Source organism: Mycobacterium pseudokansasii (assembly GCF_900566075.1).
Taxonomy (GTDB): domain Bacteria; phylum Actinomycetota; class Actinomycetes; order Mycobacteriales; family Mycobacteriaceae; genus Mycobacterium; species Mycobacterium pseudokansasii.
Window position 1 is genome coordinate 5455087 of sequence record NZ_UPHU01000001.1, and the last position, 21031, is coordinate 5476117.

Genomic DNA, 21031 nt, shown 5'->3' on the forward strand with positions numbered 1-21031 from the left:
CACCCCCCGCGGATTCCCACAAAGAAATGAACCGGCTGGCGCCTTCCCCAGGTGGCCACCCAGCGGCCGCCTCCAACAACACAATGATCTGCTCAGCCGTGACAACTGCCCGCGGGTCGAATGCCCCTGGACGCCAACGCCGCGTGATTGTTTGGTCGATTAATCCTTGAGTATTGTTGTGCGAATATGTTTCGCACATTCAGCCCCGGGCGAACGGCGGCAGAACATCGTCGGTCGACAGGTGCGTGACCGCGCACCGCTCAGAAGTCGCCGCCGCTTCATCAGGAAGAAAACTGCAGCGCTGCAACAGGTCTGCCATCCGCGCACCGTGACGCTCGCTGATCGCGATGCTCGCGTGTCCGGGAGCTTTGGCCCACATGGCGTTTCGCCAGCATCGGGCGATCTCGTCGTCGGAGGTTCCGGCGCGCAGCATCGATCGCAGGTCGGTTGGTTTCGGCGATCCCAGTCATGCTGGGCGTCCAACGGCGTCTGATCGATGACGCAGGTCCACGGCTCGCCGTCCGAATCTGTCGATCAAGTACGGGCTGTCCGGACGGTCGTAGGTTGGCCGCATCGTAATGCATGGCGCGCCAAGGCTTATCGCTGTCATGGCGCACCGACCCACTGCCGTTCGCCGTCGGTGAAGACTTGAAGCTTCCACACCGGCAAATCACGTTTGACCGCCTCAACCAGCGCGCTGCACGCATCGAACGCCTGATGGCGGTGCTCGGCGGCCACCACGACACACAACGCCACCTCGCCGACATCCAGCCGACCGGCCCGATGACCCGCCACGATCCCACGAACCCCCGATGCGCGTGCGCCACATCGCCTGCGAGGCGGCCTAACACGACGTCGGCACAGACGGCGGTCACCCCATCCGGCCGGCGGCGGATGTCGCCGGCGACATTCGCCCCGCCACTACCTTTGACGTCCGCTGGCATCAACCGTCCTCAACCCCTCGCCGCCGCAATGGCCGCACACCGCCGGCCAACCACCGTGGTGAAGCGTCACGTTAAAACGATCAGGTTGGTGAGTCGTAGGTCATGCGGCCCATGGTCGCGCCGGTCCCCGCCGGCGCGTCGCATCCCTGGGGATTGATGCGCCAGCGGCAGCCAACAAGCCGGCCGCTCACGATTGTGGGCGAATTACGCGACGGATTGGGGCGATATGCGCCACCATGTGACGGTGACCGCGATGAGGGACCTTCAGGGCAAGGTGGCGGTCGTCACCGGCGGAGCCGGAGGCATCGGCCGGGCCATGGGCAGGCGTTTCGGCCAGGAGGGCATGAGGGTGGTGCTGGCCGACGTCCTCGCCAAGCCTTTGGACGCGGCGACCCGCGAACTCGCGGCCGAGGGCATCGACGTGGCCGGGGTGGTCACCGACGTCACCGACTATTCCTCGGTCGAGTCGCTGGCCAGGCAGACGCTCCGCCACTTCGGCGCGGTGCATGTGGTGTGCAACAACGCCGGCACCGGCGGGGTCTCCGAGGGCTACATGTGGGAGCACGACCTAGCCGACTGGCGCTGGGGCATCGACGTCAATGTGCTGGGCATCGTCCACGGCATCAAGGCCTTCGTGCCGATCCTGCTCGAGCAGGGCGAGGGACACGTCGTCAACACCTGTTCGGGCAACGGCGGGTTCGCGCCGATCGCCCGGGGCGCCCTGGGCGGCCCGGCCAACGCCGTCTACCCGATGACCAAAGCCGCGGTGCTCTGCCTGACCGAGAGCCTCTACACACACCTGGAGATGACCGGGACGCAGGTGCGGGCGCATGTCCTTTTTCCCAGCGGTTTCTTGAACACCGGGATCTGGGAGTCCTGGCGGCACCGGCCGGAACGCTACACCGCAACCCAGCAACGTCGCACACCCGAGCCGACTCTGGCGGCGGTGGTAGGTCGCTTCCAGGCCGGCGGCCGGCGCGTCGAGTTCACCCCGCTCGAGACTGTCGCGGACCAGCTGGTTGAGGGGATCAGGGCGGACCGCTTCTGGGTGATGGGTCCACCCACATCCGCCGACGAGGTCGTGACCCGCAAAGCGGCATCGATCGTTGCCCGCACCAACCCCGACTACCTGGTCGACGTCCTCAGCCGGCATGCCGGGACGGAACAAGAAAACGAAGGAGCGCAGCGTTGAGCACCGCAGTCCGATATGGTCCCCGCCCACCCCGGGCGCAGGTCGACCACGAGATCGACGTCACCAAGGCGCCCATCGCCACCGAGGCGGTGACCGTCACCTACCTCACCGATCCGGAGATTGTCGCGGCCGTGCTGCCCAAGCCGTTGGAGCCGGCGGACGAACCGCTGGTGCGGGTCCAGCTTCAGCGGGTCCGGATGGAGGGCAGGCCGCCGTTCGGGTCGGCGGTGTTTTCGGTGACCGCCCGCCATGGCGAACTTCGGGGCGACTACCCCCTGTTGATGCCCCAGTCGACCGAGCAATCGGTCACGGGCGGGCGCGAAACATTCGGCGAGCCCAAGAAACTGGGCCACATCGAGGTGCAGCGCGACGGGGACCGCATCACCGCAACCGTGGAGCGGATGGGGTATCGGCTCATCACGCTGAAAGGCCGGGTCACCGGCCCGGCGGAATTGCCGGACGACCAGGTCGACACCGAGTTCTACTTCAAATTCCTGCGTTCCCCGGACGGCAACGGCATCACCGACCCTCACCTGGTCTACGGCGAGTACCACCGGCATTACGAGCTGCTGGACAATATCGACGGCACCCTCGAGTTGGGTGAGTCGCCGCTGGACCCGGTGGCCGACATCGTGATCCGCGAGATCAGGTCGATCACCTGGTGCCGCCGGCGCACCGTCCAGGTGGCAAGGATCGCCGAGCGGGTGCCACCGGAGTGGCTGCTGCCCTATGTGCACCAGCGCTACGACGACCCGATCCCATCGGCGTCCCCGGCCGTCGAACCGGCCCGGGTCTAGCCATGGACCGGTACACCGTCATTTCGGCCGACTGCCACGCCGGCGCCGACCTGCTCGACTACCGCGAGTACCTCGATCCGCGATACCGGGACGAATTCGACGGCTGGGCGCCGACGTTCGTGAACCCGTTCGGCGACCTCACCGAGCCCGACGCCGAGCGCAACTGGAACAGCGATCTGCGTAACCGTGAACTGGATGAGGACGGCATTGCGGGGGAAGTCCTTTTTCCCAATACGGTGCCGCCGTTCTTTCCCCAGGGCAGTCTGGCCGCCCCGCCACCGCAGACCGCCCGGGAACTCGAACTGCGCTGGGCCGGCCTGCGCGCGCACAATCGCTGGCTGGCCGACTTCTGCTCCCTGTCACCCGAGCGGCGCGCCGGAGTGGGCCAGATCCTGCTCGGGGACCTCGACGAGGCCGTCGCCGAGGTGGCCCAGATCGCCAAGCTGGGGCTGCGCGGCGGTGTGCTGCTGCCCGGGGTCGCCCCGGGTACGGGCATTCCCGCGCTTTATGCCGAGCACTGGGAGCCGCTCTGGGCGGCCTGCGAGGAGTCGGCCGTGGTGGTCAACCACCACGGCGGCAACGCCGGACCGACCCCGACCGACGGGTGGGGTAGCTCGTTCGCGGTGTGGGTGTACGAGACACACTGGTGGTCGCACCGGGCGCTGTGGCACCTGATCTTCAGCGGCGCACTCGATCGCCATCCGGACCTCACCGTGGTCTTCACCGAGCAGAGCACCGGATGGATATCGGCGACCCTCGATTCGCTCGACGTGGCGGCCGCGCGTTTCGGGCGAGCGAACTCGGCGATCGCCCGCTTCGCCGGCCCCACCGCGGGATCGCTGCCGTTGAAACCGAGCCAGTACTGGGCCCGCCAGTGTTACGCCGGTGCCAGCTTCCTGCGCCCGGTGGAGTGTGCCCAGCGCCACCGAATCGGCGTCGACCGGATCATGTGGGCAAGCGACTACCCGCACTTGGAGGGGACCGCTCCCTACAGCCGCGAGGCGCTGCGCCACACCTTCAGCGACGTCCCGGCCGAGGAGGTGGCGGCCATGGTGGGCGGGAACGCGGCCGCCGTCTACCGCTTCGACCTCGAGGCCCTCGCACCGCTGGCCGACCGAATCGGCCCGACCGTGGCCGAAGTCGCCGAGCCGCTGGCGGCCGTGCCCGCCGACGCGAGCAGCACCGCCTTCGAGCCCGACCCCATCCGTGCCTGGTAACGAAAGGAATACTGTGCAGCCTCTGGACCCTTACGTCATCATCTCCGCGGACTGTCACGCCGAGTTGCCGACCGAGCGTTACCGCGAGTACATCGACCCGGAATACCGCGAGGACTTCGAGGCCTTCCTGGTCGAGAAGGCGGCCGCGGCGCAGGTCGGCGGATTGATCGACGAGCAGTTCGCGCAAGCGTGGTTCTCCGAGCATGGCGACGGCATCGCCGGCGGGTGGGACGTAGGTTTGCGTGACAAAGAACTCGACGGCGACGGGGTGGTCGGCGAGGTCATCTTCCCCGACGCCGACGCCGTGAGCGGGGTCGCCGGGGCCCCGTTCGGCGCCGGCCTGGCCCAGTCGGGCGATCTCGACCCGGGCCGGGCGATGGCCGGGGCGAGGGCCCACAACCGCTGGTTGGCCGAGCTGTGCAGCCACAGCCCTGAGCGGCGGGCCGGGGTGGCGGTCGTACCGATACTGGCGGACATCGATACGGCGGTGGCCGAAATCACCCGGGCCGCTGAGTCCGGGCTGCGGGGCGGGATCATGATCCCGGCGCGCTGGGCCGGCTACCCGCCCTACCACGACCGGCGCTACGACAAGGTCTGGGCCGCCTGCCAGGACCTGCAGATGCCGGTACACACCCACGTCGGCGCCGCCCCGCAGGAGGACTACGGCGAGCACCTGGGTATCTATGTCACCGAGGTGCGCTGGTGGGGGGTCCGGCCGCTGTGGTTCGCCTTGTGGTCCGGGGTTTTCGAACGCTTCCCCCGGCTGCGCTGGGGAGCCACCGAGTGCGGCGCGTTTTGGGCCAGCGACCTGCTCTGGCTGATGGACACGCGATACCTGCGTGAGCACTCGGCCAAGAAGATGAGCCGGCGGATGGAGGGCGATCTGACGATGCCGCCCTCGGCGTACTTCGACCGGAATTGCTTTATCGGGGCAACCACCACCGAGCGCCGGGAATTGGCGCGGCGCCACGAGATCGGAGTCTCAAACATGCTGTGGGGCAACGATTTTCCCCATCCCGAAGGGACCTGGCCGCACACCCGCGACTGGCTGAAACGCTCGTTCTGGGACATTCCCGTGGCCGAGACCCGGCAGATCCTGGGCCTGACGGCAGCGGAGGTGTACAACTTCGACCTGGGCGCGCTGGCCGCCCTGGCCGCGCGCATCGGCCCGACGCCCGAGGACCTGGGACAGGACGATGCGGTGAGCGTCCCCAAGTGGGAGGCGGCCCGGCAGGCCGGACGCCACTGGCTGACCGGTGCGGAGCCGTTGCCCGAGCTTGTGGAGAGCTGAGGGCGGCAAGGCGGCGAGGGCCCACTCCGCCCCGGCCAGCAGATTCCCGACGCCCGCCCCAAACCGTCACCAGAATCACGCGTGATGCGATCTGCGGCGGCCAGCGCATCGGAGTCGACCCTGTATGGAGTTCGCCAGGGGTGAGCGGTGCTGAACCCTATGGACGTTCGATCACCGACACCGTGTCATCGCTGTTTTTGGCGACGTAGACGGTGTGGGTGCCCGGGTCCACCGCCACCGCGACCGGGTGCTTGCCGACGTCGACGATGGCGGTGACCGCGTGCGTCGACCCGTCGATCACCGACACCGTGTCGTCGTGAAGATTGGTGACGTAGACGGTGTGGGTGGTCGGATCCACCGCCACGCTGTTCGGATAATCGCCGACGAACACGGTGGCGGTGACGGTTCGCGTCTTCCCGTCGATCACCAACACGGTGTTGTCCTCCGTGTTCACGACGTAGACCGTGTGGGTGCCCGGATCAACCGCCGCCGCGTACAGGCCGTTGTCGACGTCCACGGTAGGCAGTGGCTTTGTCGGCTGGGACCGGTGAAAGAGCAGAGCAAACAGACCCACGACCGCCGACCACGCCCGCGACGGCCAGCACCGGCAGAAGCGCGCGTTTTGTGGTTCGGCTGGGTTCGTGACTGGCCTGTGGCGGGTGCGGGAACGGTCGGGCGCCGGCGATTCGGCATCAGCCTTCATCCGCGAGGTGGAGACGAAAAAGTGAATCAGTGAGACGCCGAACACCGGCGCGAGCAGCAGACTGGCAGGCCCCAAATCGATGTGGAAAGGCGATCCCAACGCAATCGCAATCGCTGCGGCGCCGGAAAGCAATCCAACCGGAATCAGATAAACGATCGCGAACAGCAAAGTGGTAATTTTCCAGCTCTTCGCCGATCGCTGAAGACCCGCCGCTTCGCTCAGCCAGCGCATCGCCACACAAAACACCACAGTGGCGATCATCGCCGCGACACCCACTACCGAGAAAAGAAGGGCGACCGGCGGCGGAGTTTCGTACATGAAATGGCCATGGATCGCATCCACCAGTGAAAAAACCGCCGTGATCACACGAACCGCAGGACAGATCGGTATCGATCGTGGACCCGAATCTTGGCCAGTCGGGATGTCCCCCACAGGATCATCAACGTTCTGGCTCTTGTGACATAGCCGTGGGTTCCGCGACCTGGAAATTTGGGCGCAACGCCGTGTCCTGCTTACGTTTTGGACTGCTGAAGGTTCAATCCGTGAGAAGGGGTGTACGGCGCTGCGCAAGAACAGGATATTCGGTGAGGCCGTGGGCGGGCCGGATCTGGTGGTCGAGGACGTGACGGTGGAGGTCGAGAGCAGGCAGAAGGGCAAGGAGACGGTCACCGAGGAGGTGCTGGTGTTCCGGGTCCGACCGAAGGCGGTGCAGGCCGGTCGGTGCTCGCGTTGTCGGGCTATTCGACCTAGTTACGACGCCGGGGATGGGTTGCGTCGGTGGCGGACTCTGGACGTTGGCACGATGAAGACCTACCTGGAGGCGCCGGTGCCGCGGGTCCGCTGCCCCGAGCACGGTGTCGTTGTCGCGCATGTGCCGTGGGCGCGGCCGGGCGCCAAGCACACCTGGCTGTTCGAGGACACCTGCGCATGGCTGGCCGCCCACGCCGCGCTGAGCGTGTTGACGGTGCTGTTGCGGATCGCCTGGCGCACCGCGGCGGCGATCGTGACCAGGGTGGTTGCCGACGGCCGCGACACCAACGACCTGCTCGCAGGGCTGACCCGGATCGGCATCGACGAGATCGCATACCGCAAGGGACATCGCTACTTGACGTGCGTGGTTGACCACACGACCGGCCGACTGGTGTGGGCCGACGAGGGCCGCAACCAGGACACGCTCGGCCGGTTCTTCGACGAGCTGGGCGCCGAGCGGGCGACGCTGTTGACCGACGTCAGCTGCGACGGCGCGGAGTGGATCCACGCCCTGGTGCGTGCACGCGCGCCGCAGGCGCTGATCTGCCTGGACGCCTTTCATGTCGTGGCCTGGGCGATGAAGGCACTGGACAAGGTGCGGGTGCGCACCATGACCCGCGCCGGGATCACCGATCGGCACGCTATGTGAGCGACCCGCAAGAACCCGCCCGACCTGACCGGCGAGCAGCGCACCAGCCTCGCTGCGATCGCCGACACCAAACGCCACCCTGTATCGGGCGTATCTGCTCAAAGAGCAACTCCGGGAGGTGTTTCGGGTCAAAGGCGCCCACGGGCGCCAACTGCTGGCCGGGTGGCTGTCGTGGGCGTCGTACTCGCGCATACCCGAGTTCGTCGCGCTGGCCCGCAGCATCCGCCGCTACCGCGACCTGATCCACAACACCCTCGACCACGGCCTGTCGAACGCGAAGTCCGAGGCCACCAACACTCACCTGCGCGCATTGACCAAGCGCGCCTATGGTTTTCACAGTCCCGATGCGCTTATCGGCATGGCCATGCTCACCCGCGGCGGACTCTGCCCACAACTACCCGGCCGCGCCGCATGAAATCCAGCCCACGGAAACGTCAGTAGATCCCACCGCATCGTTGGCGAAATCAAACCTCCATCCGACGCCATTCACCGTCTGGCTGTAGGTGAGGTCAACGAGACAGATCAGCGCACCCCAGAAAATCCAACGCAGGGGCGAGATCGCCGACCGAATGCCGGATACCGGTGTGACTGCAAGGGCCGCTGGTGGACTGGCAGGCGGATTGATACGGGATTCCGTCCAAAAGGTGCCGTCCCAGTAGCGCTGCCCCCGCCTCCACCCTCATCCGGATACCATCCAGGCGGCAGTGGTGGTGTGGTCATCAGCCCCCCACTCGTTTCGAACGCGAAACATCACATCGCCGTAGGGATTATCGTTGACTCTCCCGGTCGATGAGGAGCATCGGCGCCGGCCGTGATGTCGGATTCCGCCAGGGTTGTCAGTGGGCGCGTGTATTACACAACGCACCCACCGTCACGGGCCAGCCCCAGTGGATCGTCCCAGCTACCAAACAACCGGCGCATGCGGCAAAGTCGACCAGACGCGAGCAGAACTGAACGCCGTCTCGAAAAGGACGAGATATGAGGGTCTCATAGCTCCGTTTGGAAGAATCGCCGAATACAACACCCGGGGCGGACTTCAGATTGCCAACTTCAGGTTTAAGGCCATCGCTACACAGTGATTTGGTCGCACGCTGGTGCTAAATGGGACTCTGCCAACATCCTGCGGGCGGAGTGGACTGAGCTTATGGTCGCGTTATCCGTGGTTGCCAACTCGGTGTCGGAAGGATCGTGGTGGAGAACGAGACGGGTGCCCCCCGCCGGCGGTGGCGGCGCAAGAGTCTCTGGGTCCCTGCCGTTCTGTTGACCGTCGCCGTCATCGCTGCTGCGGTCACCACGTTGATCCTCCGCACCATCGAGCCTTCGTCGGGGGCACAGTCGGTGCTGCCATTCACGGGCCTCAAATACCCCACCGGGGTGGCGGTGGACCGCGCGGGCACCGTGTACGTCGTCGACTGGGACAACGATCGGGTGGTGATGTTGCCGGCGGGATCCTCCACCCAGACCGTGCTGCCGTTCACGGGCCTCAAACACCCCAACCAAGTGGCCGTGGATGGCGCGGGCACCGTGTACGTCACCGACACCGACAACAGTCGGGTGGTGAAGCTGGCGGCCGGATCCAGCAGTCAGACCGTGTTGCCGTTCACCGACCTCAGAAACCCCACCGGGGTGGCGGTGGACGGCGCGGGCACCGTGTACGTCGTCGACAGCCTCCGCGATCGGGTGATGACAGTGGCGGCAGGATCCAGCACCCAGACCCGATTGCGGTTCCGTGGCCTCAGACACCCCGACGGGGTGGCCGTGGATGGCGCGGGCACCGTGTACGTCGCCGACGAACTCCGCGATCGGGTGGTGACGCTGGCGGCGGGATCCAGCGCTCAGACGGTGCTGCCGTTCAGGGGCCTCATCGGCCCCGACGGCGTGGCGGTGGACGACGCGGGCAACGTCTACGTCACCGACATGGGCGATCGGGTGGTGAAGCTGGCGGCCGGATCCAACACCCAGACCGAATTGCGGTTCCATGGCCTCAACCAAACAACCGGGATCGCCGTCGACCGCGCGGGCAGCGTGTACGTCGCCGACGCCCGCAACAATCGGGTGGTCAAGCCGACGGCGGGGTCACGGTGAGGTTCAGCGCTTCTTTGCCGTCATTGAACTGAGTTGCGCTTCGACGGTTGTTCTGTGCGATCTCGGGCGGCCCCGAGCTGCCACGAACGCTACTTTGGGAACCCCGCGCGGCGAGTCAGGTGGATGCTCTGGGCGTGATCTCGGCCGCGAGTGGCGAAGGCCTGCGGCTTGTCAACCTCGGAGCGTGTCACTCGTAAAGACATGCAGAGCAGAAGAACTCGAAGACCGTCTGAACTCATCCTCGCATTCCGGGAGTGATCTCCGGCCACATCTCCGTTGACCGTCCGCACGCGGACCGGCGAGACGGTCGACGACCTCGAAAACGCGGTCCCCGTAAGCCGTACTGCCGTCGTCGGGCACCTTCCGGTCGATCGAGGTGGTTGTGCCTGGCACTGTTCGCATGGAATTCGTTATGCAGGACTAGCTGTCGACTATCCATAGCATGCCTTCACCGCGTCCGTGCAGGTCAAACCTGGTGGCCAGGGGCGGGATCGAACCGCCGACCTTCCGCTTTTCAGGCGGACGCTCATACCGACTGAGCTACCTGGCCGGAAGGCAGCATGTGCCTGGCCGCATCGGCGACCCTGACGGGACTCGAACCCGCGACCTCCGCCGTGACAGGGCGGCGCGCTAACCAACTGCGCCACAGGGCCATGCTGTGCTACTGCTCCGCGATACCCGCATCGCAGGGTACCCCCTACGGGATTCGAACCCGCGTTACCGCCTTGAAAGGGCGGCGTCCTAGGCCGTCTAGACGAAGGGGGCAGAACCGAATCTCTCCGGGGCACTCGCAACGCGGTCATCGTTGGGAGCCACGTCAGCTTAGGTCAACCCGGGCCCAATCCTCAAACGAGCTTCGCCTGGGCACGCAGTATCCTGGGACTCCGCGCCCCTATAGCTCAGTTGGTAGAGCTACGGACTTTTAATCCGCAGGTCCCAGGTTCGAGTCCTGGTGGGGGCACCGAGAACCACGAATTCGCCCGCCGCCGATGCCGGCCGCGCTCCGGATGGTCGCCCCCAAACGACCGTTGACACCGCCACCGTGCGCGGCTCAACGGGGGCCCATGATCGCACCGATCGACCGCCTCCCGGCAACCACGCCGCGCCGGCCAGGACGCACACGGTCGGCCGGCGTTTGAAGCCCTGCACCGCTTGGCTATGCTGCGGCTATGCTTCCCGAAATGAGTCAGGATGGAATCCAACCCAACGCGCCCGTCGCCCTGGTGACGATGGAAATCCGGCACCCGGCAACGGATTCCCTCACCGAATCAACCAGCCGGGAACTCAAACACCTTCTCATCAACGACTTGCCGATCGAGCGCCAGGCGCAGGATGTGAGTTGGGGAGTGACGGCACCCGGCGCCGCCCCGACCCCCGTTGCGGACCGCTTCGTTCGCTACGGCAACCGGGACAACACCGTTTCGGCCTCGCTCAAGAACCAGGCCATCGTCGTCGAAACCAGCGCTTACCGCGACTTCGAGACCTTTTGCGACCTCGTGTTACGGGTCGCCGATGCCCGCGCGCAGGTTTCGTCGATCGTCGGAGTAGAGCGCATCGGTCTGCGATACGTCCTCGAGATCCGGGTCCCGGTGGGGGTCGACGGCCGGGTCAATTGGGGCAACTGGATCGACGAGCAGCTGCTCGGGCCCTACCGCATCGCTCCGGGCGGCCTGTCGCTGACCGAGTGGCAGGGCGCCGCGGTCTACCGGGAACCCCAACCGGGCAAGTCGCTGATCTTGCGGTACGGGCCCGGGGTGGGCCAAGCGCTGGATCAGAGCTACCATCTGCGCCGCATCACGCCACCGCAGGCCGGCCCGTTCTTCCTCATGGATATCGACAGCTTCTGGACTCCGGTGGGGGGATCCATTCCGGAATACAACCGGGACGCGCTCGTGTCCACCTTGACCGACTTGTACGGTCCCGCCCGCGAGGTGTTCCAGGACCTGATCACCGCCCGCCTCAAAGACGAGCTGCTTCGCCAATAAACGCCAATAAATCAGTCGGGCGAGGGCCGACTACTTCACCGCCCGAGCACCGCACTGGTGTAGGTCACGTCGGCGAACGCGGTCGCGAGTTCGTCGTCGGGATATTCGAAGCCATTGGCTTGGTGGAGTTCCTTGACGGTGTGCGACGACGTCTGCCAGCCCTGGCCAGATAGATGCTCGATGATATGGCTGCGTTCGCCGTGATACACCAGGTCGTTGAAGTCGATGTCGAACCCGAGTTCGCTCATCCGGTCGTGATGGGAGCGCCACCGCTCGTCGGCGAAAATCGCGGTGTCGGGCACGAATTCGAACGCCAGCCGACTGCCGGGGGCGCTCAACACGGTGATGTTGTCGAACAGGGCGTCCTGCGCGTCCTCGGGCAGGTAGACCAGCAACCCTTCGGCACTCCACGCCGAGGGGACCTGCCCGTCGAAGCCCGCCGCCTGCACCGCGGCGGCCCAGTCGTCGCGCAAATCGACCGCCACGGTGCGACGCCGGGCGGTGGGCTCGGCGCCGAGACCGCTCAGCGTTGACGTCTTGAACGCGATCACCTCTGGCATGTCGACTTCGTAGACGACGGTGCCCTTGGGCCACGGCAGTCGGTAGGCGCGGGCATCCAGGCCGGACGCCAGGATGACCACCTGGCCGACGCCGCTGCGCGCGGCCTCGAGGAAGAACCGGTCGTAGAACCTGGTCCGGCAGGCCATCCCGCGGGCCACCCGCTCCGGGTCGAACTCGGAACCCTCCTGCACCGGAATCTGCCCGTCCACCATCCGGGTATAGACGTCCATGCCGACCGCCCGCACCAATGGCGCGGCGAATGGGTCATCAATCAGGGCAAACTCGCGGCTCGCAGCCAGCGCGCGCTGAGCGGCCACCATGGTTGCGGTCGCGCCGACGCTCGTCGCAAGATCCCAGCGATCACGATCGGTGCGCACCATGGCGGTTCCCTTCGTCGAACCAGAAAAAGATAGATAATCTAGTTACTATCACAGGCCCGATCGCGCCTGCCGGGCTACTCTGACCAACCATGATCGACTTCGCCCAGCGCACCATCGATCTCGCTCACCAGAACGTCGCCGAGGGCGGCCGCCCCTTTGCGACGGTCATCGTCAAAGACGGCGAGATCCTTGCCGAAAGCGCCAACAAGGTCGCGCAGACCAACGATCCCACCGCGCACGCTGAGATCCTTGCCATCCGCGAGGCCTGCACCAGGCTGGGTACCGAGCACCTGGTGGGTACCACTATTTACGTGTTGGCGCACCCGTGCCCCATGTGCCTCGGATCGCTGTACTACTGCTCGCCCGACGAAGTGGTATTTCTGACGACGCGCGACGCCTACGAGCCGCATTACGTCGACGACCGCAAATACTTCGAACTTGCCACCTTCTATGAGGAATTCGCCAAGGACTGGCGGGATCGGCGCCTGCCAATGCGGTACGAGCCGCGCCCCGCCGCCGTCGATGTCTACCGCTTCTGGCAGGAACGCAACGGCGGACGACGCACGGCCACCGCGGTTCCGGCCGGTCAGACCGGCGCCGACCTGGACGCCTGTTGACAGCACACCCACTTGCACTACTATCTGCGTATGCACGCAAGTAACAGACCAACGAGGTTGCCCGACGACCAGGCCGGCCTCGTGGTCGAGGTGTTCCGGATGCTCGCCGACGCCACCCGCGTACAAATTCTGTGGTCCCTGGCAACTACGGAGATGTCGGTCAACGAGCTGGCCGAACATGTACGCAAGCCGGCGCCGTCGGTGTCCCAGCATCTGGCCAAGCTGCGGATGGCGCGCTTGGTGCGCACCCGCCGCGACGGTACGACGATCTTCTACAGCCTGGAAAACGACCACGTGCGCCAACTCGTTATCGACGCCGTCTTCAACGCCGAGCACGCCGGTCCCGGCGTGCCCCGCCACCACCGCGGCGACGGACTGCAGGCAGTCGCGGCAACACCAGACGCTGGATAACCGGATCCACCAGCACCACAACATATTTCACATTGAGTCACAATGAGGAGGTAACGATCATGGTAGCCACCCACACCCATGACGCGCCGCACGCGCACGACCACCAGCACGGCGACATGACCCACAGCCACGCGCACACCAGCCATGAGCACGAACACGTCGCCCACGAGCACCCGCACTCACACGACGACGGGACCCAGCACACCCATGAGCACGTGCATCAGCGCGGTCTCGAAGACCTTGAAGGCTTTGAAGAGGTGCACAGCCACGCGCACAGCTGAGTCGAGGGTTCAGACCTTCGGGCAGTAGTGCGCGGGGTTGTCGCGCTCATCCAGGGGCGGCAGGTTGCGCGCCGGAGTCTGCACCAGCGGGGTGTCGGCCGGGATCCGCCCGCTGACCCGGTCCCAGCCGGCCCGCGCCCGCGGGTGCTTCCGGTACCGGCGCGGCACGGCGGCGAAGACCAGACGGACAAGTTCGCCGAAGCGGCGGTATAGCCATTCGTCTCGGCGCGACCACTGGTAACCCATCAGTTCGCGCACCGCCGGGTCGTACAGGCCGACCGTGAGCCAGACGAAGAACGGCGCCAACAGCCTACGCTGCAGGGCCCACAACCTGTCCGGAATCCATTGGGCGAAGGGAGGTTTGGGCAAATCGGTCAAATCCAGCACGGCCCGCGCCGCAAAGTTGTTCTCCAGCACGTTGCGACACATGTGGTCCCAGTAGACCTGAAATTCCTCCCAGGATGCCGGCACGGGCCGCATGCTCATGCCGTACATCCGATACCACTGGACGTGTTCGTCGAAGAGCTGACGCTTCTGCGCCTCGGTCAGGCCACCGCAGAACCGCTCGGCGACGTGCAGGGTCCCGACGAAGAACGTGGCATGCGCCCAGTAGAAGACGTCCGGGTTCAATGCGTGGTAGCGGCGCCCCGCAGCGTCGACGCCCTTGATGTCCACGTGGTAGTCGCGCACCTCCGCGCCGGTGACCGGAGCCCGGTCGCCGTCGAAAACCACGCCGCCGATCGGATACAGCGACCGCAACAGCCGCGGCCAGCGCTCCCGAAAGAACGTCGAGTGCTCCTCGACCGCCGCCCCGAGCTGGGGATGCATGTTCTGCATGGACCCCGCCCAGGGACCCTGCAGCATGCCGCGCCAGTCGCCGAAGTATCGCCAGGTCAGCGAATCCGGGCCGAGCGGCACTGGTGGCGCGTCGTAACCCAGCGGCGAAACCGGGCAACCGCCGGCGACCGAGTCGGTCGGCGCCGCAAGGGCCGCGGCAGCGGCGCCACCCGCCGAGGATTGCACCTTGGCGCTGGTCAGCGGGCACGAAGCAGACGTATCTTGAGTCACTGGTGCTTTCCGGGTAGTTAGGGCGACGTGAGCAATTCTGACTACACGCGTTGTCACTTGAAGTTTAGGAGCGAAGTGCAGGCCGGTCAAAAACGAGGCCGCTGGACCGGCGTCCCGCTGGAAGATCGCCACGCCGTACGTCGGGAAGATCTCATCGCCGCCGGCGTGCAGCTGCTCGGCGAAAAGGACGGGCCGGCACTGACGGTACGCGCGGTCTGCCGCAAGGCGGCGCTGACCGAGCGCTACTTCTATGAAAGCTTCACCGACCGTGAACACTTCGTGCGCGCGGTGTACGACGACGTCTGCACCCGGGCCATGGCCACACTCATGTCGGCCCATACCGCCCGGGAAGCCGTGGAACGATTCGTCGCCCTGATGGTCGATGATCCGGTACGCGGGCGGGTGCTGCTGTTGGCGCCGACGGTGGAACCGGTATTGACCCGGTCCGGCGCGGAGTGGATGCCCAATTTCATCGAGCTGCTGCAGCGAAAGCTCTCCCGCATTGTCGATCCGGTTGTGCAGAAACTGGTCGCCACCAGCTTGATCGGCGCTCTGACCGGCCTGTTTACCGCGTACCTGAATGGTCAACTAGGAGCCACACGCCAGCAATTCATCGACTACTGCGTCGACATGCTGCTCAATGCGGCGGCCAGCCATGTGCCGCACCGACCCGGCCACGAAGCCTGGCACCCCACCGCGACGCGGCCTCGCGACTGACGTTGCCACGGTTGCAATCGTGACTCACCGCGCGGCGGGCAAACTTGTTGATACTGGTCGACACAGATATATTGACTGCAACCCATCGACACAGATAACCGGAGGGACTATGTCAGCCCAGCTGACCGACTTACAGCTGCTGCACGAACTCGAACCGGTCGTCGAGCAGTACCTCAACCGGCACATCAGCATGCACAAGAACTGGAACCCGCACGACTACATTCCGTGGTCGGACGGGAAGAACTTCTACGCCCTCGGCGGCCAGGACTGGGACCCCGAACAGAGCAAGCTTTCCGACGTCGCGCAGGTGGCTATGGTTCAGAACCTGGTCACCGAGGACAATCTGCCGTCCTACCACCGCGAGATCGCAATGAACATGGGCATGGACGGCGCCTGGGGACAGTGGGTCAACCGCTGGACCGCCGAGGAGAACCGGCACGGCATCGCCCTGCGCGACTACCTGGTGGTGACCCGATCTGTCGACCCCGTGGAGCTGGAGAAGCTTCGCCTTGAGGTGGTCAACCGGGGCTTCAGCCCGGGCCAGAACCACCAGGGCGAGTATTTCGCGGAGAGCGTCACCGACTCCGTCATCTACGTGAGTTTCCAGGAGCTGGCAACCCGGGTTTCGCACCGCAACACCGGTAAGGCCTGCAACGACCCGGTGGCCGACCAGCTGATGGCCAGGATCTCCGCCGATGAGAACCTGCACATGATCTTCTACCGCGACGTCAGCGAGGCTGCGTTTGACCTGGCGCCCAACCAGGCGATGAAGTCGCTGCACCTGATTCTTCGCCACTTCAAAATGCCGGGCTTCCTGGTGCCCGAGTTCCGCCGCAAGGCGGTCATCATCGCCGTCGGCGGCGTCTATGACATTCGCATTCACCTCGACGAGGTGGTCAAGCCGGTGCTGAAGAAGTGGCGCATCTTCGAGCGGGAGGACTTCACCGGCGAGGCCGCCCGGATGCGCGACGACCTCGGCGAGCTGATGGAAGAACTCGAGGCGGAGTGCGACAAGTTCGAGGCGTCCAAGCAGCGCTACCTCGCGCGCCAGGCCCGCATGGATGAACGCATCACCGCCAGGAAGGTGCTCACCACCAAGGGCACGCTGAGGATGACCGGACGGTAGTGGCCGTTGCGTATCGGCTCAATCGAGCTTGCCAGCCCGGTTGTGCTGGCACCGATGGCCGGTGTGACGAACGTCGCGTTCCGCACCCTGTGCCGTGACTTCGGTTCGATGCGTGGCAACCCGCTGCGTCCGGCTTCGGCGCCCTTGCGATCGCCACGAGAACAGGCGAAGGTCGGCACGGTCAGCGGACTCTACGTCTGCGAAATGGTGACCGCCCGCGCGCTGGTCGAGCGGCATCCGGTCACCATGCACATGACGACGTTTGCCCCGGACGAATCGCCCCGCTCGCTGCAGCTCTACACCGTCGACCCGGACACCACCTACGCGGCCGCGCGGATGATCGCCGACGAAGGCCTGGCCGACCACATCGACATGAATTTCGGTTGCCCGGTGCCCAAGGTGACCAAGCGCGGCGGTGGGGCGGCTCTGCCGTTCAAGCGACGGCTGTTCGGCCGGATCGTCGCCGCGGCGGTGCGTGCCACCGAACACACCGCGATACCGGTGACGGTGAAGTTCCGCATCGGCATCGACGACGCTCACCACACCCATCTGGACGCCGGCCGCATCGCGGAGGCCGAGGGTGCCGCCGCGGTCGCTCTGCACGCCCGGACGGCCGCGCAACGGTACTCCGGCACCGCCGACTGGGATCAGATCGCCCGGCTCAAGCAGCAGGTCACGTCCATTCCGGTGCTGGGCAACGGCGACATCTACGACGCCAGCGATGCGCTGGCCATGATGGCCACCACTGGCTGCGACGGCGTCGTCATCGGCCGGGGTTGCCTGGGCCGGCCCTGGCTGTTCGCCGAGTTGTCGGCCGCCTTTACCGGCCGCCCGGCTCCCACCCCGCCCACACTCGGTGAGGTCGCCGACGTCATCCGCCGGCACGGTGCCCTACTGGCGGCACACTTCGGCGAGGACAAGGGCATGCGCGATATCCGCAAGCACATCGCCTGGTACCTGCATGGGTTCCCGGCCGGATCCGACGTCCGGCGAGCGTTAGCGCTGGTCAAAACGTTGAGCGAGCTCGACGACCTGCTGAATCGGTTGGACGGCGGCGTCGCGTTCCCAAGTGCCGGCAACGGCCCCCGCGGCCGGCAGGGTTCACCCGCGCGGGTCGCACTTCCCGACGGTTGGCTGGACGACGCCGACGACTGCCGGGTGCCCGACGGAGCCGACGTCATGCATTCTGGTGGTTGAACCGAAACTCTTCCGAGATCGCGTCTGCGACCACAAGTCAGTACGATGTGGGCTTTATGCATGGCGCGGCGCCGATCGGCTCGGCGCTGCGCTGACGTGTGCGCACGGACAACAGCTGATGTCCGGATCATATCTTTCGGAGGCCGATAGGACATGAGTGACGGCGACAAAGACGCCACTCCTGACCTTCGGCGCGTGTCCGGCTCCCGCGATGATGCCCAGCGGGTCACCCTAAACCCGCCGGCGACGCCAGGCGCCGCGCCGTGGGAGCGGTTGTTCGCTCCGCCGCCCGAGGACAGCTTGCTCCGCTGGTCGGGGGTGTCGTCCGGCGCCGTGGCCGAACACCGCATCCCGGATCACACGGCAGCGGACCCGGCCGCAGCGCCGGCACCGGTCCGCTGTCACGTCAACGGCGGAGTCAGCGTCGCCGACCTGATCGCCAAACTCGGCGCACCTGCCCCCGCCGGTCCTGCTCATCGCCACAGCGCGCCGGACCCCGATCCCGTCGCGGACTCACCGCAACCATCCCAGATGGACGTGATGGACGTGGAGGTCGCCGACGACGACGCGGACCAACTGGACACCCAAGTCATCGCCACTCCGGCCTACTCATCAGAACTTCTCTCCGAGCTGCCCGACCTCGGGTCGGTCGGCTTGGCAGCGGAAACCGCCGCAGCCGAGCCGCCCGAGGGCGAGTCGGCCGCGGCGGCGCGGACACCTGTCGTCAAGCGCTCAAAGACCCCGAAGAGCCGGGAGAACCAGACGAAGAAACCGCGTTCGCGCCGGCGGCCGATGCTGCTGGCCGGGCGGTCACTGGCGGCCATGTTCGCCGTGCTGGCGCTGGTCCTGACCGGCGGGGCGTGGCAGTGGAGCGCATCCAAAAACGAGCAGCTGAACACGGTGAGCGCGCTCGACCCGAATTCCGGCGACATCGTCGACCCCAACGGGCAGTACGGCGACGAAAACTTCCTGATCGTCGGAATGGACTCGCGCGCCGGCGCGAATTCCGAGATCGGCGCCGGTGACACCGAGGACGCCGGCGGTGCCCGGTCGGACACCGTGATGCTAGTCAACATCCCGGCGAGCCGGAAGCGGGTGGTGGCGGTGTCGTTCCCCCGCGACCTGGCGATCACCCCCATCCAGTGCGAGGCGTGGAACCCCGACACCGGCAAGTACGGGCCCATCTACGACGACAAGAAGGGGACGTGGGGCCCCCGGATGGTCTACACCGAGACGAAGCTGAACTCGGCGTTTTCTTTCGGCGGCCCGAAGTGCCTGGTGAAGGTCATCCAGAAGCTGTCCGGCCTGAGCATCAACCGCTTCATCGCAATCGACTTCGTCGGTTTCGGGCGAATGGTCGAAGCCCTCGGCGGCGTCGAGGTGTGCAGCACCACCGCGCTGCGCGACTACGAATTGGGCACGGTGCTCGAACACGCCGGACGTCAGGTCATTGACGGGCCGACCGCCTTGAACTATGTGCGAGCCCGCCAGGTCACCACCGAGAGCAACGGCGACTACGGTCGCATCAAACGTCAACAATTGTTCTTGTCGTCGCTACTGCGTTCGCTGATCTCCGAGGACACGTTGATGAACCTCAACAAGCTCAACAACGTCGTCAACATGTTCATCGGCAACAGCTACGTCGATAACGTCAAGACCAAAGACCTGGTACAGCTGGGCCAGTCGTTGCAGCATATGGCAGCCGGCCACGTCACGTTCGTGACCGTGCCGACCGGCGTGACGGACCAGAATGGCGACGAGCCGCCCCGGACGGCCGACATGAAAGCGCTGTTCGCCGCCATCATCAACGACGATCCGCTGCCGCTGGAAAACGACCACAACGCGCAGACGCTGGGGAACTCGCCGACGACGACGCCGGCCACAACGAAGAAGGCGCCCCCGCCGAACGGCACCGGCGAAGTCCAGCGCGAACAGGTGATCACCACGTCGCCGCGGGAAATCACGGTGCAGGTCTCCAACGGGACCAGCACCGCCGGTCTGGCGACCACCGCCGCCGACCAGCTCAAGCGAAACGGCTTCAACGTGATGACCCCGGACGACTACCCGAATTCGTTGAAGGCCACCACGGTGTTCTTTTCCCCGGGCAATGAGCAGGCCGCGGCAACCGTGGCCGCGGCGTTCGGCAATTCGAAAGTCGAGCGGGTCACCGGGATCGGACACGTGGTTCAGGTAGTCCTCGGCCCGGATTTCAGTTCGGTGACCACCCCGCCGCCCAGCGGCTCGTCGGTCAGCATGCAGATCAGCCGCAATTCCAGCACCCCGCCGACCAAGCTGCCCGAAGATCTGACGGTCACCAACGCTGCCGACACCACCTGCGAGTAAGCGCTTCACGGCGTATCCGGCGTCGAGAACGTAGGCTTTATCACATGCGAACCGCTTACCACGAGCAACTCTCGGAACTGTCCGAGCGGCTCGGTGAGATGTGCGGGCTGGCAGGCATCGCTATGGAGCGGGCGACCCAAGCCTTGCTGCAGGCCGATCTGGTGTTGGCCGAACAGGTGATCTCCGACCACGAAAAGATCGCAACGCTGAGCGCCCGGGCCGAGGAAAGCGCGTTCGTGCTGCTGGCCCTGCAGGCCCCGGTCGCCGGTGATCTCCGGGCGATCGTGAGCGCGATCCAGATGGTGGCCGATATTGACCGGATGGGCGCACTTGCCCTGCACGTCGCCAAAATTGCCCGCCGGCGGCATCCGCAGCATGCGTTACCCGAAGAGGTCAAAGGGTATTTTGCCGAAATGGGCAGAGTGGCAGTCGAATTGGGCAACAGCGCGCAAGAGGTCGTGTTGTCCCGCGACCCGGAGAAAGCGGCCCGGATCCGCGAAGAAGACGACGCGATGGACGATCTGCACCGGCATTTGTTCAGCGTGCTGATGGACCGGGAATGGAAGCACGGCGTGGCGGCGGCGGTCGACGTGACGTTGCTGGGCCGGTTCTACGAACGCTTCGCCGACCATGCCGTCGAAGTGGCGCGACGCGTGATCTTCCAGGCGACCGGGAGGTTTCCCGAAGACGAAACGACGCCACACTCTCGCTAATTCG

Annotated in this window: 19 protein-coding genes, 4 tRNA genes and 1 pseudogene; 16 read left to right on the forward strand and 8 right to left on the reverse strand. The window is 65.9% G+C overall.

The window, feature by feature from the left end:
• Window positions 1–199: 199 nt before the first annotated feature.
• Together EET10_RS24540 and EET10_RS24545 are read right to left on the reverse strand one after the other, a co-directional pair.
• Window positions 200–433: a hypothetical protein gene (locus EET10_RS24540; protein WP_036407363.1), complete on the reverse strand. Its 234-nt coding sequence runs from the start codon at window positions 431–433 to the stop codon at window positions 200–202.
• A 173-nt stretch (window positions 434–606) separates the two neighbouring features.
• Window positions 607–864, reverse strand: coding sequence for a molybdenum cofactor biosynthesis protein MoaE (locus EET10_RS24545; RefSeq protein WP_081260692.1), 258 nt, complete (start codon window positions 862–864; stop codon window positions 607–609).
• Window positions 865–1197: 333 nt separating this feature from the next.
• On the opposite strand from EET10_RS24545, the gene EET10_RS24550 reads away from it, so the two are divergent.
• The 4 genes from EET10_RS24550 to EET10_RS24565 are packed head-to-tail and all read left to right on the forward strand — an operon-like array spanning window position 1198 to window position 5441.
• The gene (locus tag EET10_RS24550; RefSeq protein WP_122502855.1) at window positions 1198–2136 is read left to right on the forward strand and encodes an SDR family NAD(P)-dependent oxidoreductase; all 939 of its coding nucleotides are present in this window, start codon (window positions 1198–1200) and stop codon (window positions 2134–2136) included.
• A complete protein-coding gene (locus tag EET10_RS24555; RefSeq protein ID WP_036407362.1) occupies window positions 2133–2933 on the forward strand; it encodes an acetoacetate decarboxylase family protein in 801 nt (266 codons plus the stop codon). Before EET10_RS24550 ends, EET10_RS24555 begins: the two co-directional genes overlap by 4 nt.
• Window positions 2934–2935: 2 nt before the next feature.
• The gene (locus EET10_RS24560) at window positions 2936–4150 is read left to right on the forward strand and encodes an amidohydrolase family protein (RefSeq protein ID WP_036407360.1); all 1215 of its coding nucleotides are present in this window, start codon (window positions 2936–2938) and stop codon (window positions 4148–4150) included.
• Window positions 4151–4163: 13 nt separating this feature from the next.
• A complete protein-coding gene (locus EET10_RS24565; protein WP_174719714.1) occupies window positions 4164–5441 on the forward strand; it encodes an amidohydrolase family protein in 1278 nt (425 codons plus the stop codon).
• A gap of 157 nt (window positions 5442–5598) precedes the next feature.
• On the opposite strand, the gene EET10_RS24570 is transcribed toward EET10_RS24565, so the two are convergent.
• Window positions 5599–6714: a YncE family protein gene (locus EET10_RS24570; RefSeq protein ID WP_136624763.1), complete on the reverse strand. Its 1116-nt coding sequence runs from the start codon at window positions 6712–6714 to the stop codon at window positions 5599–5601.
• On the opposite strand from EET10_RS24570, the pseudogene EET10_RS32515 reads away from it, so the two are divergent.
• Window positions 6707–7958: pseudogene (locus tag EET10_RS32515) on the forward strand (ISL3 family transposase). The gene EET10_RS24570 and the pseudogene EET10_RS32515 overlap by 8 nt on opposite strands.
• Window positions 7959–8734: 776 nt before the next feature.
• A complete protein-coding gene (locus EET10_RS24585; RefSeq protein WP_246013691.1) occupies window positions 8735–9628 on the forward strand; it encodes an NHL repeat-containing protein in 894 nt (297 codons plus the stop codon).
• 473 nt (window positions 9629–10101) lie between these two features.
• Here EET10_RS24585 and EET10_RS24595 read toward each other — a convergent pair.
• From EET10_RS24595 to EET10_RS24605, 3 genes are all read right to left on the reverse strand, one after another.
• A tRNA-Phe gene (locus tag EET10_RS24595) sits at window positions 10102–10178 on the reverse strand.
• A 29-nt stretch (window positions 10179–10207) separates the two neighbouring features.
• A tRNA-Asp gene (locus tag EET10_RS24600) sits at window positions 10208–10281 on the reverse strand.
• A gap of 38 nt (window positions 10282–10319) precedes the next feature.
• Window positions 10320–10393 (reverse strand) — tRNA-Glu (locus EET10_RS24605).
• A 123-nt stretch (window positions 10394–10516) separates the two neighbouring features.
• Between EET10_RS24605 and EET10_RS24610 the strand changes: the two genes are divergently transcribed.
• Window positions 10517–10589, forward strand: a tRNA-Lys gene (locus EET10_RS24610).
• Between the two features lie 208 nt (window positions 10590–10797).
• Window positions 10798–11613, forward strand: a complete 816-nt coding sequence (locus EET10_RS24615) for a TIGR04255 family protein (RefSeq protein WP_036407666.1) — start codon at window positions 10798–10800, stop codon at window positions 11611–11613.
• A gap of 35 nt (window positions 11614–11648) precedes the next feature.
• Here EET10_RS24615 and EET10_RS24620 read toward each other — a convergent pair whose 3' ends face one another.
• Window positions 11649–12554, reverse strand: a complete 906-nt coding sequence (locus EET10_RS24620) for a class I SAM-dependent methyltransferase (RefSeq protein ID WP_036407667.1) — start codon at window positions 12552–12554, stop codon at window positions 11649–11651.
• Between the two features lie 89 nt (window positions 12555–12643).
• Here EET10_RS24620 and EET10_RS24625 point away from each other — a divergent pair, with 89 nt between their 5' ends.
• From EET10_RS24625 to EET10_RS24635, 3 genes are read left to right on the forward strand one after another with little or no spacing between them, the layout of a single operon-like run.
• Window positions 12644–13171, forward strand: coding sequence for a nucleoside deaminase (locus EET10_RS24625; protein WP_167480219.1), 528 nt, complete (start codon window positions 12644–12646; stop codon window positions 13169–13171).
• A 30-nt stretch (window positions 13172–13201) separates the two neighbouring features.
• Window positions 13202–13582, forward strand: coding sequence for an ArsR/SmtB family transcription factor (locus EET10_RS24630; protein ID WP_081260694.1), 381 nt, complete (start codon window positions 13202–13204; stop codon window positions 13580–13582).
• Window positions 13583–13641: 59 nt separating this feature from the next.
• A complete protein-coding gene (locus tag EET10_RS24635; RefSeq protein ID WP_036407668.1) occupies window positions 13642–13863 on the forward strand; it encodes a hypothetical protein in 222 nt (73 codons plus the stop codon).
• 9 nt (window positions 13864–13872) lie between these two features.
• On the opposite strand, the gene EET10_RS24640 is transcribed toward EET10_RS24635, so the two are convergent.
• Window positions 13873–14931 carry an oxygenase MpaB family protein gene (locus EET10_RS24640; RefSeq protein ID WP_122502576.1) on the reverse strand — a complete coding sequence of 353 codons (1059 nt, stop codon included), beginning with the start codon at window positions 14929–14931 and terminating at the stop codon, window positions 13873–13875.
• 75 nt (window positions 14932–15006) lie between these two features.
• Between EET10_RS24640 and EET10_RS24645 the strand changes: the two genes are divergently transcribed.
• The 5 genes from EET10_RS24645 (at window position 15007) to phoU (ending at window position 21027) form a co-directional block, all read left to right on the forward strand.
• On the forward strand, window positions 15007–15648 hold the full coding sequence (locus EET10_RS24645) for a TetR/AcrR family transcriptional regulator (RefSeq protein WP_036407670.1): 642 nt from the start codon (window positions 15007–15009) through the stop codon (window positions 15646–15648).
• A gap of 109 nt (window positions 15649–15757) precedes the next feature.
• A complete protein-coding gene (locus EET10_RS24650; RefSeq protein ID WP_036407675.1) occupies window positions 15758–16774 on the forward strand; it encodes an acyl-ACP desaturase in 1017 nt (338 codons plus the stop codon).
• A gap of 6 nt (window positions 16775–16780) precedes the next feature.
• A complete protein-coding gene (gene dusB / locus EET10_RS24655; protein WP_036407677.1) occupies window positions 16781–17971 on the forward strand; it encodes a tRNA dihydrouridine synthase DusB in 1191 nt (396 codons plus the stop codon).
• A gap of 273 nt (window positions 17972–18244) precedes the next feature.
• Window positions 18245–20314, forward strand: coding sequence for an LCP family protein (locus EET10_RS24660; RefSeq protein ID WP_425461715.1), 2070 nt, complete (start codon window positions 18245–18247; stop codon window positions 20312–20314).
• Window positions 20315–20358: 44 nt separating this feature from the next.
• Entirely contained in the window at window positions 20359–21027 is a 669-nt protein-coding gene (gene phoU / locus EET10_RS24665; protein ID WP_023367957.1) for a phosphate signaling complex protein PhoU, read from the forward strand.
• Window positions 21028–21031: the final 4 nt, after the last annotated feature.

Excerpts from the sequence above, each read along its gene's own strand:
- EET10_RS24635 (WP_036407668.1), top strand. The coding sequence starts at position 13,642 with ATGGTAGCCACCCACACCCATGACGCGCCGCACGCGCACGACCACCAG.
- EET10_RS24625 (WP_167480219.1), top strand. The coding sequence starts at position 12,644 with ATGATCGACTTCGCCCAGCGCACCATCGATCTCGCTCACCAGAACGTC.
- EET10_RS24550 (WP_122502855.1), top strand. The coding sequence starts at position 1,198 with ATGAGGGACCTTCAGGGCAAGGTGGCGGTCGTCACCGGCGGAGCCGGA.
- EET10_RS24560 (WP_036407360.1), top strand. The coding sequence starts at position 2,936 with ATGGACCGGTACACCGTCATTTCGGCCGACTGCCACGCCGGCGCCGAC.
- EET10_RS24540 (WP_036407363.1), bottom strand. The coding sequence starts at position 433 with ATGCTGCGCGCCGGAACCTCCGACGACGAGATCGCCCGATGCTGGCGA.
- EET10_RS24620 (WP_036407667.1), bottom strand. The coding sequence starts at position 12,554 with ATGGTGCGCACCGATCGTGATCGCTGGGATCTTGCGACGAGCGTCGGC.
- phoU (WP_023367957.1), top strand. The coding sequence starts at position 20,359 with ATGCGAACCGCTTACCACGAGCAACTCTCGGAACTGTCCGAGCGGCTC.
- EET10_RS24615 (WP_036407666.1), top strand. The coding sequence starts at position 10,798 with ATGCTTCCCGAAATGAGTCAGGATGGAATCCAACCCAACGCGCCCGTC.
- EET10_RS24630 (WP_081260694.1), top strand. The coding sequence starts at position 13,202 with ATGCACGCAAGTAACAGACCAACGAGGTTGCCCGACGACCAGGCCGGC.
- EET10_RS24650 (WP_036407675.1), top strand. The coding sequence starts at position 15,758 with ATGTCAGCCCAGCTGACCGACTTACAGCTGCTGCACGAACTCGAACCG.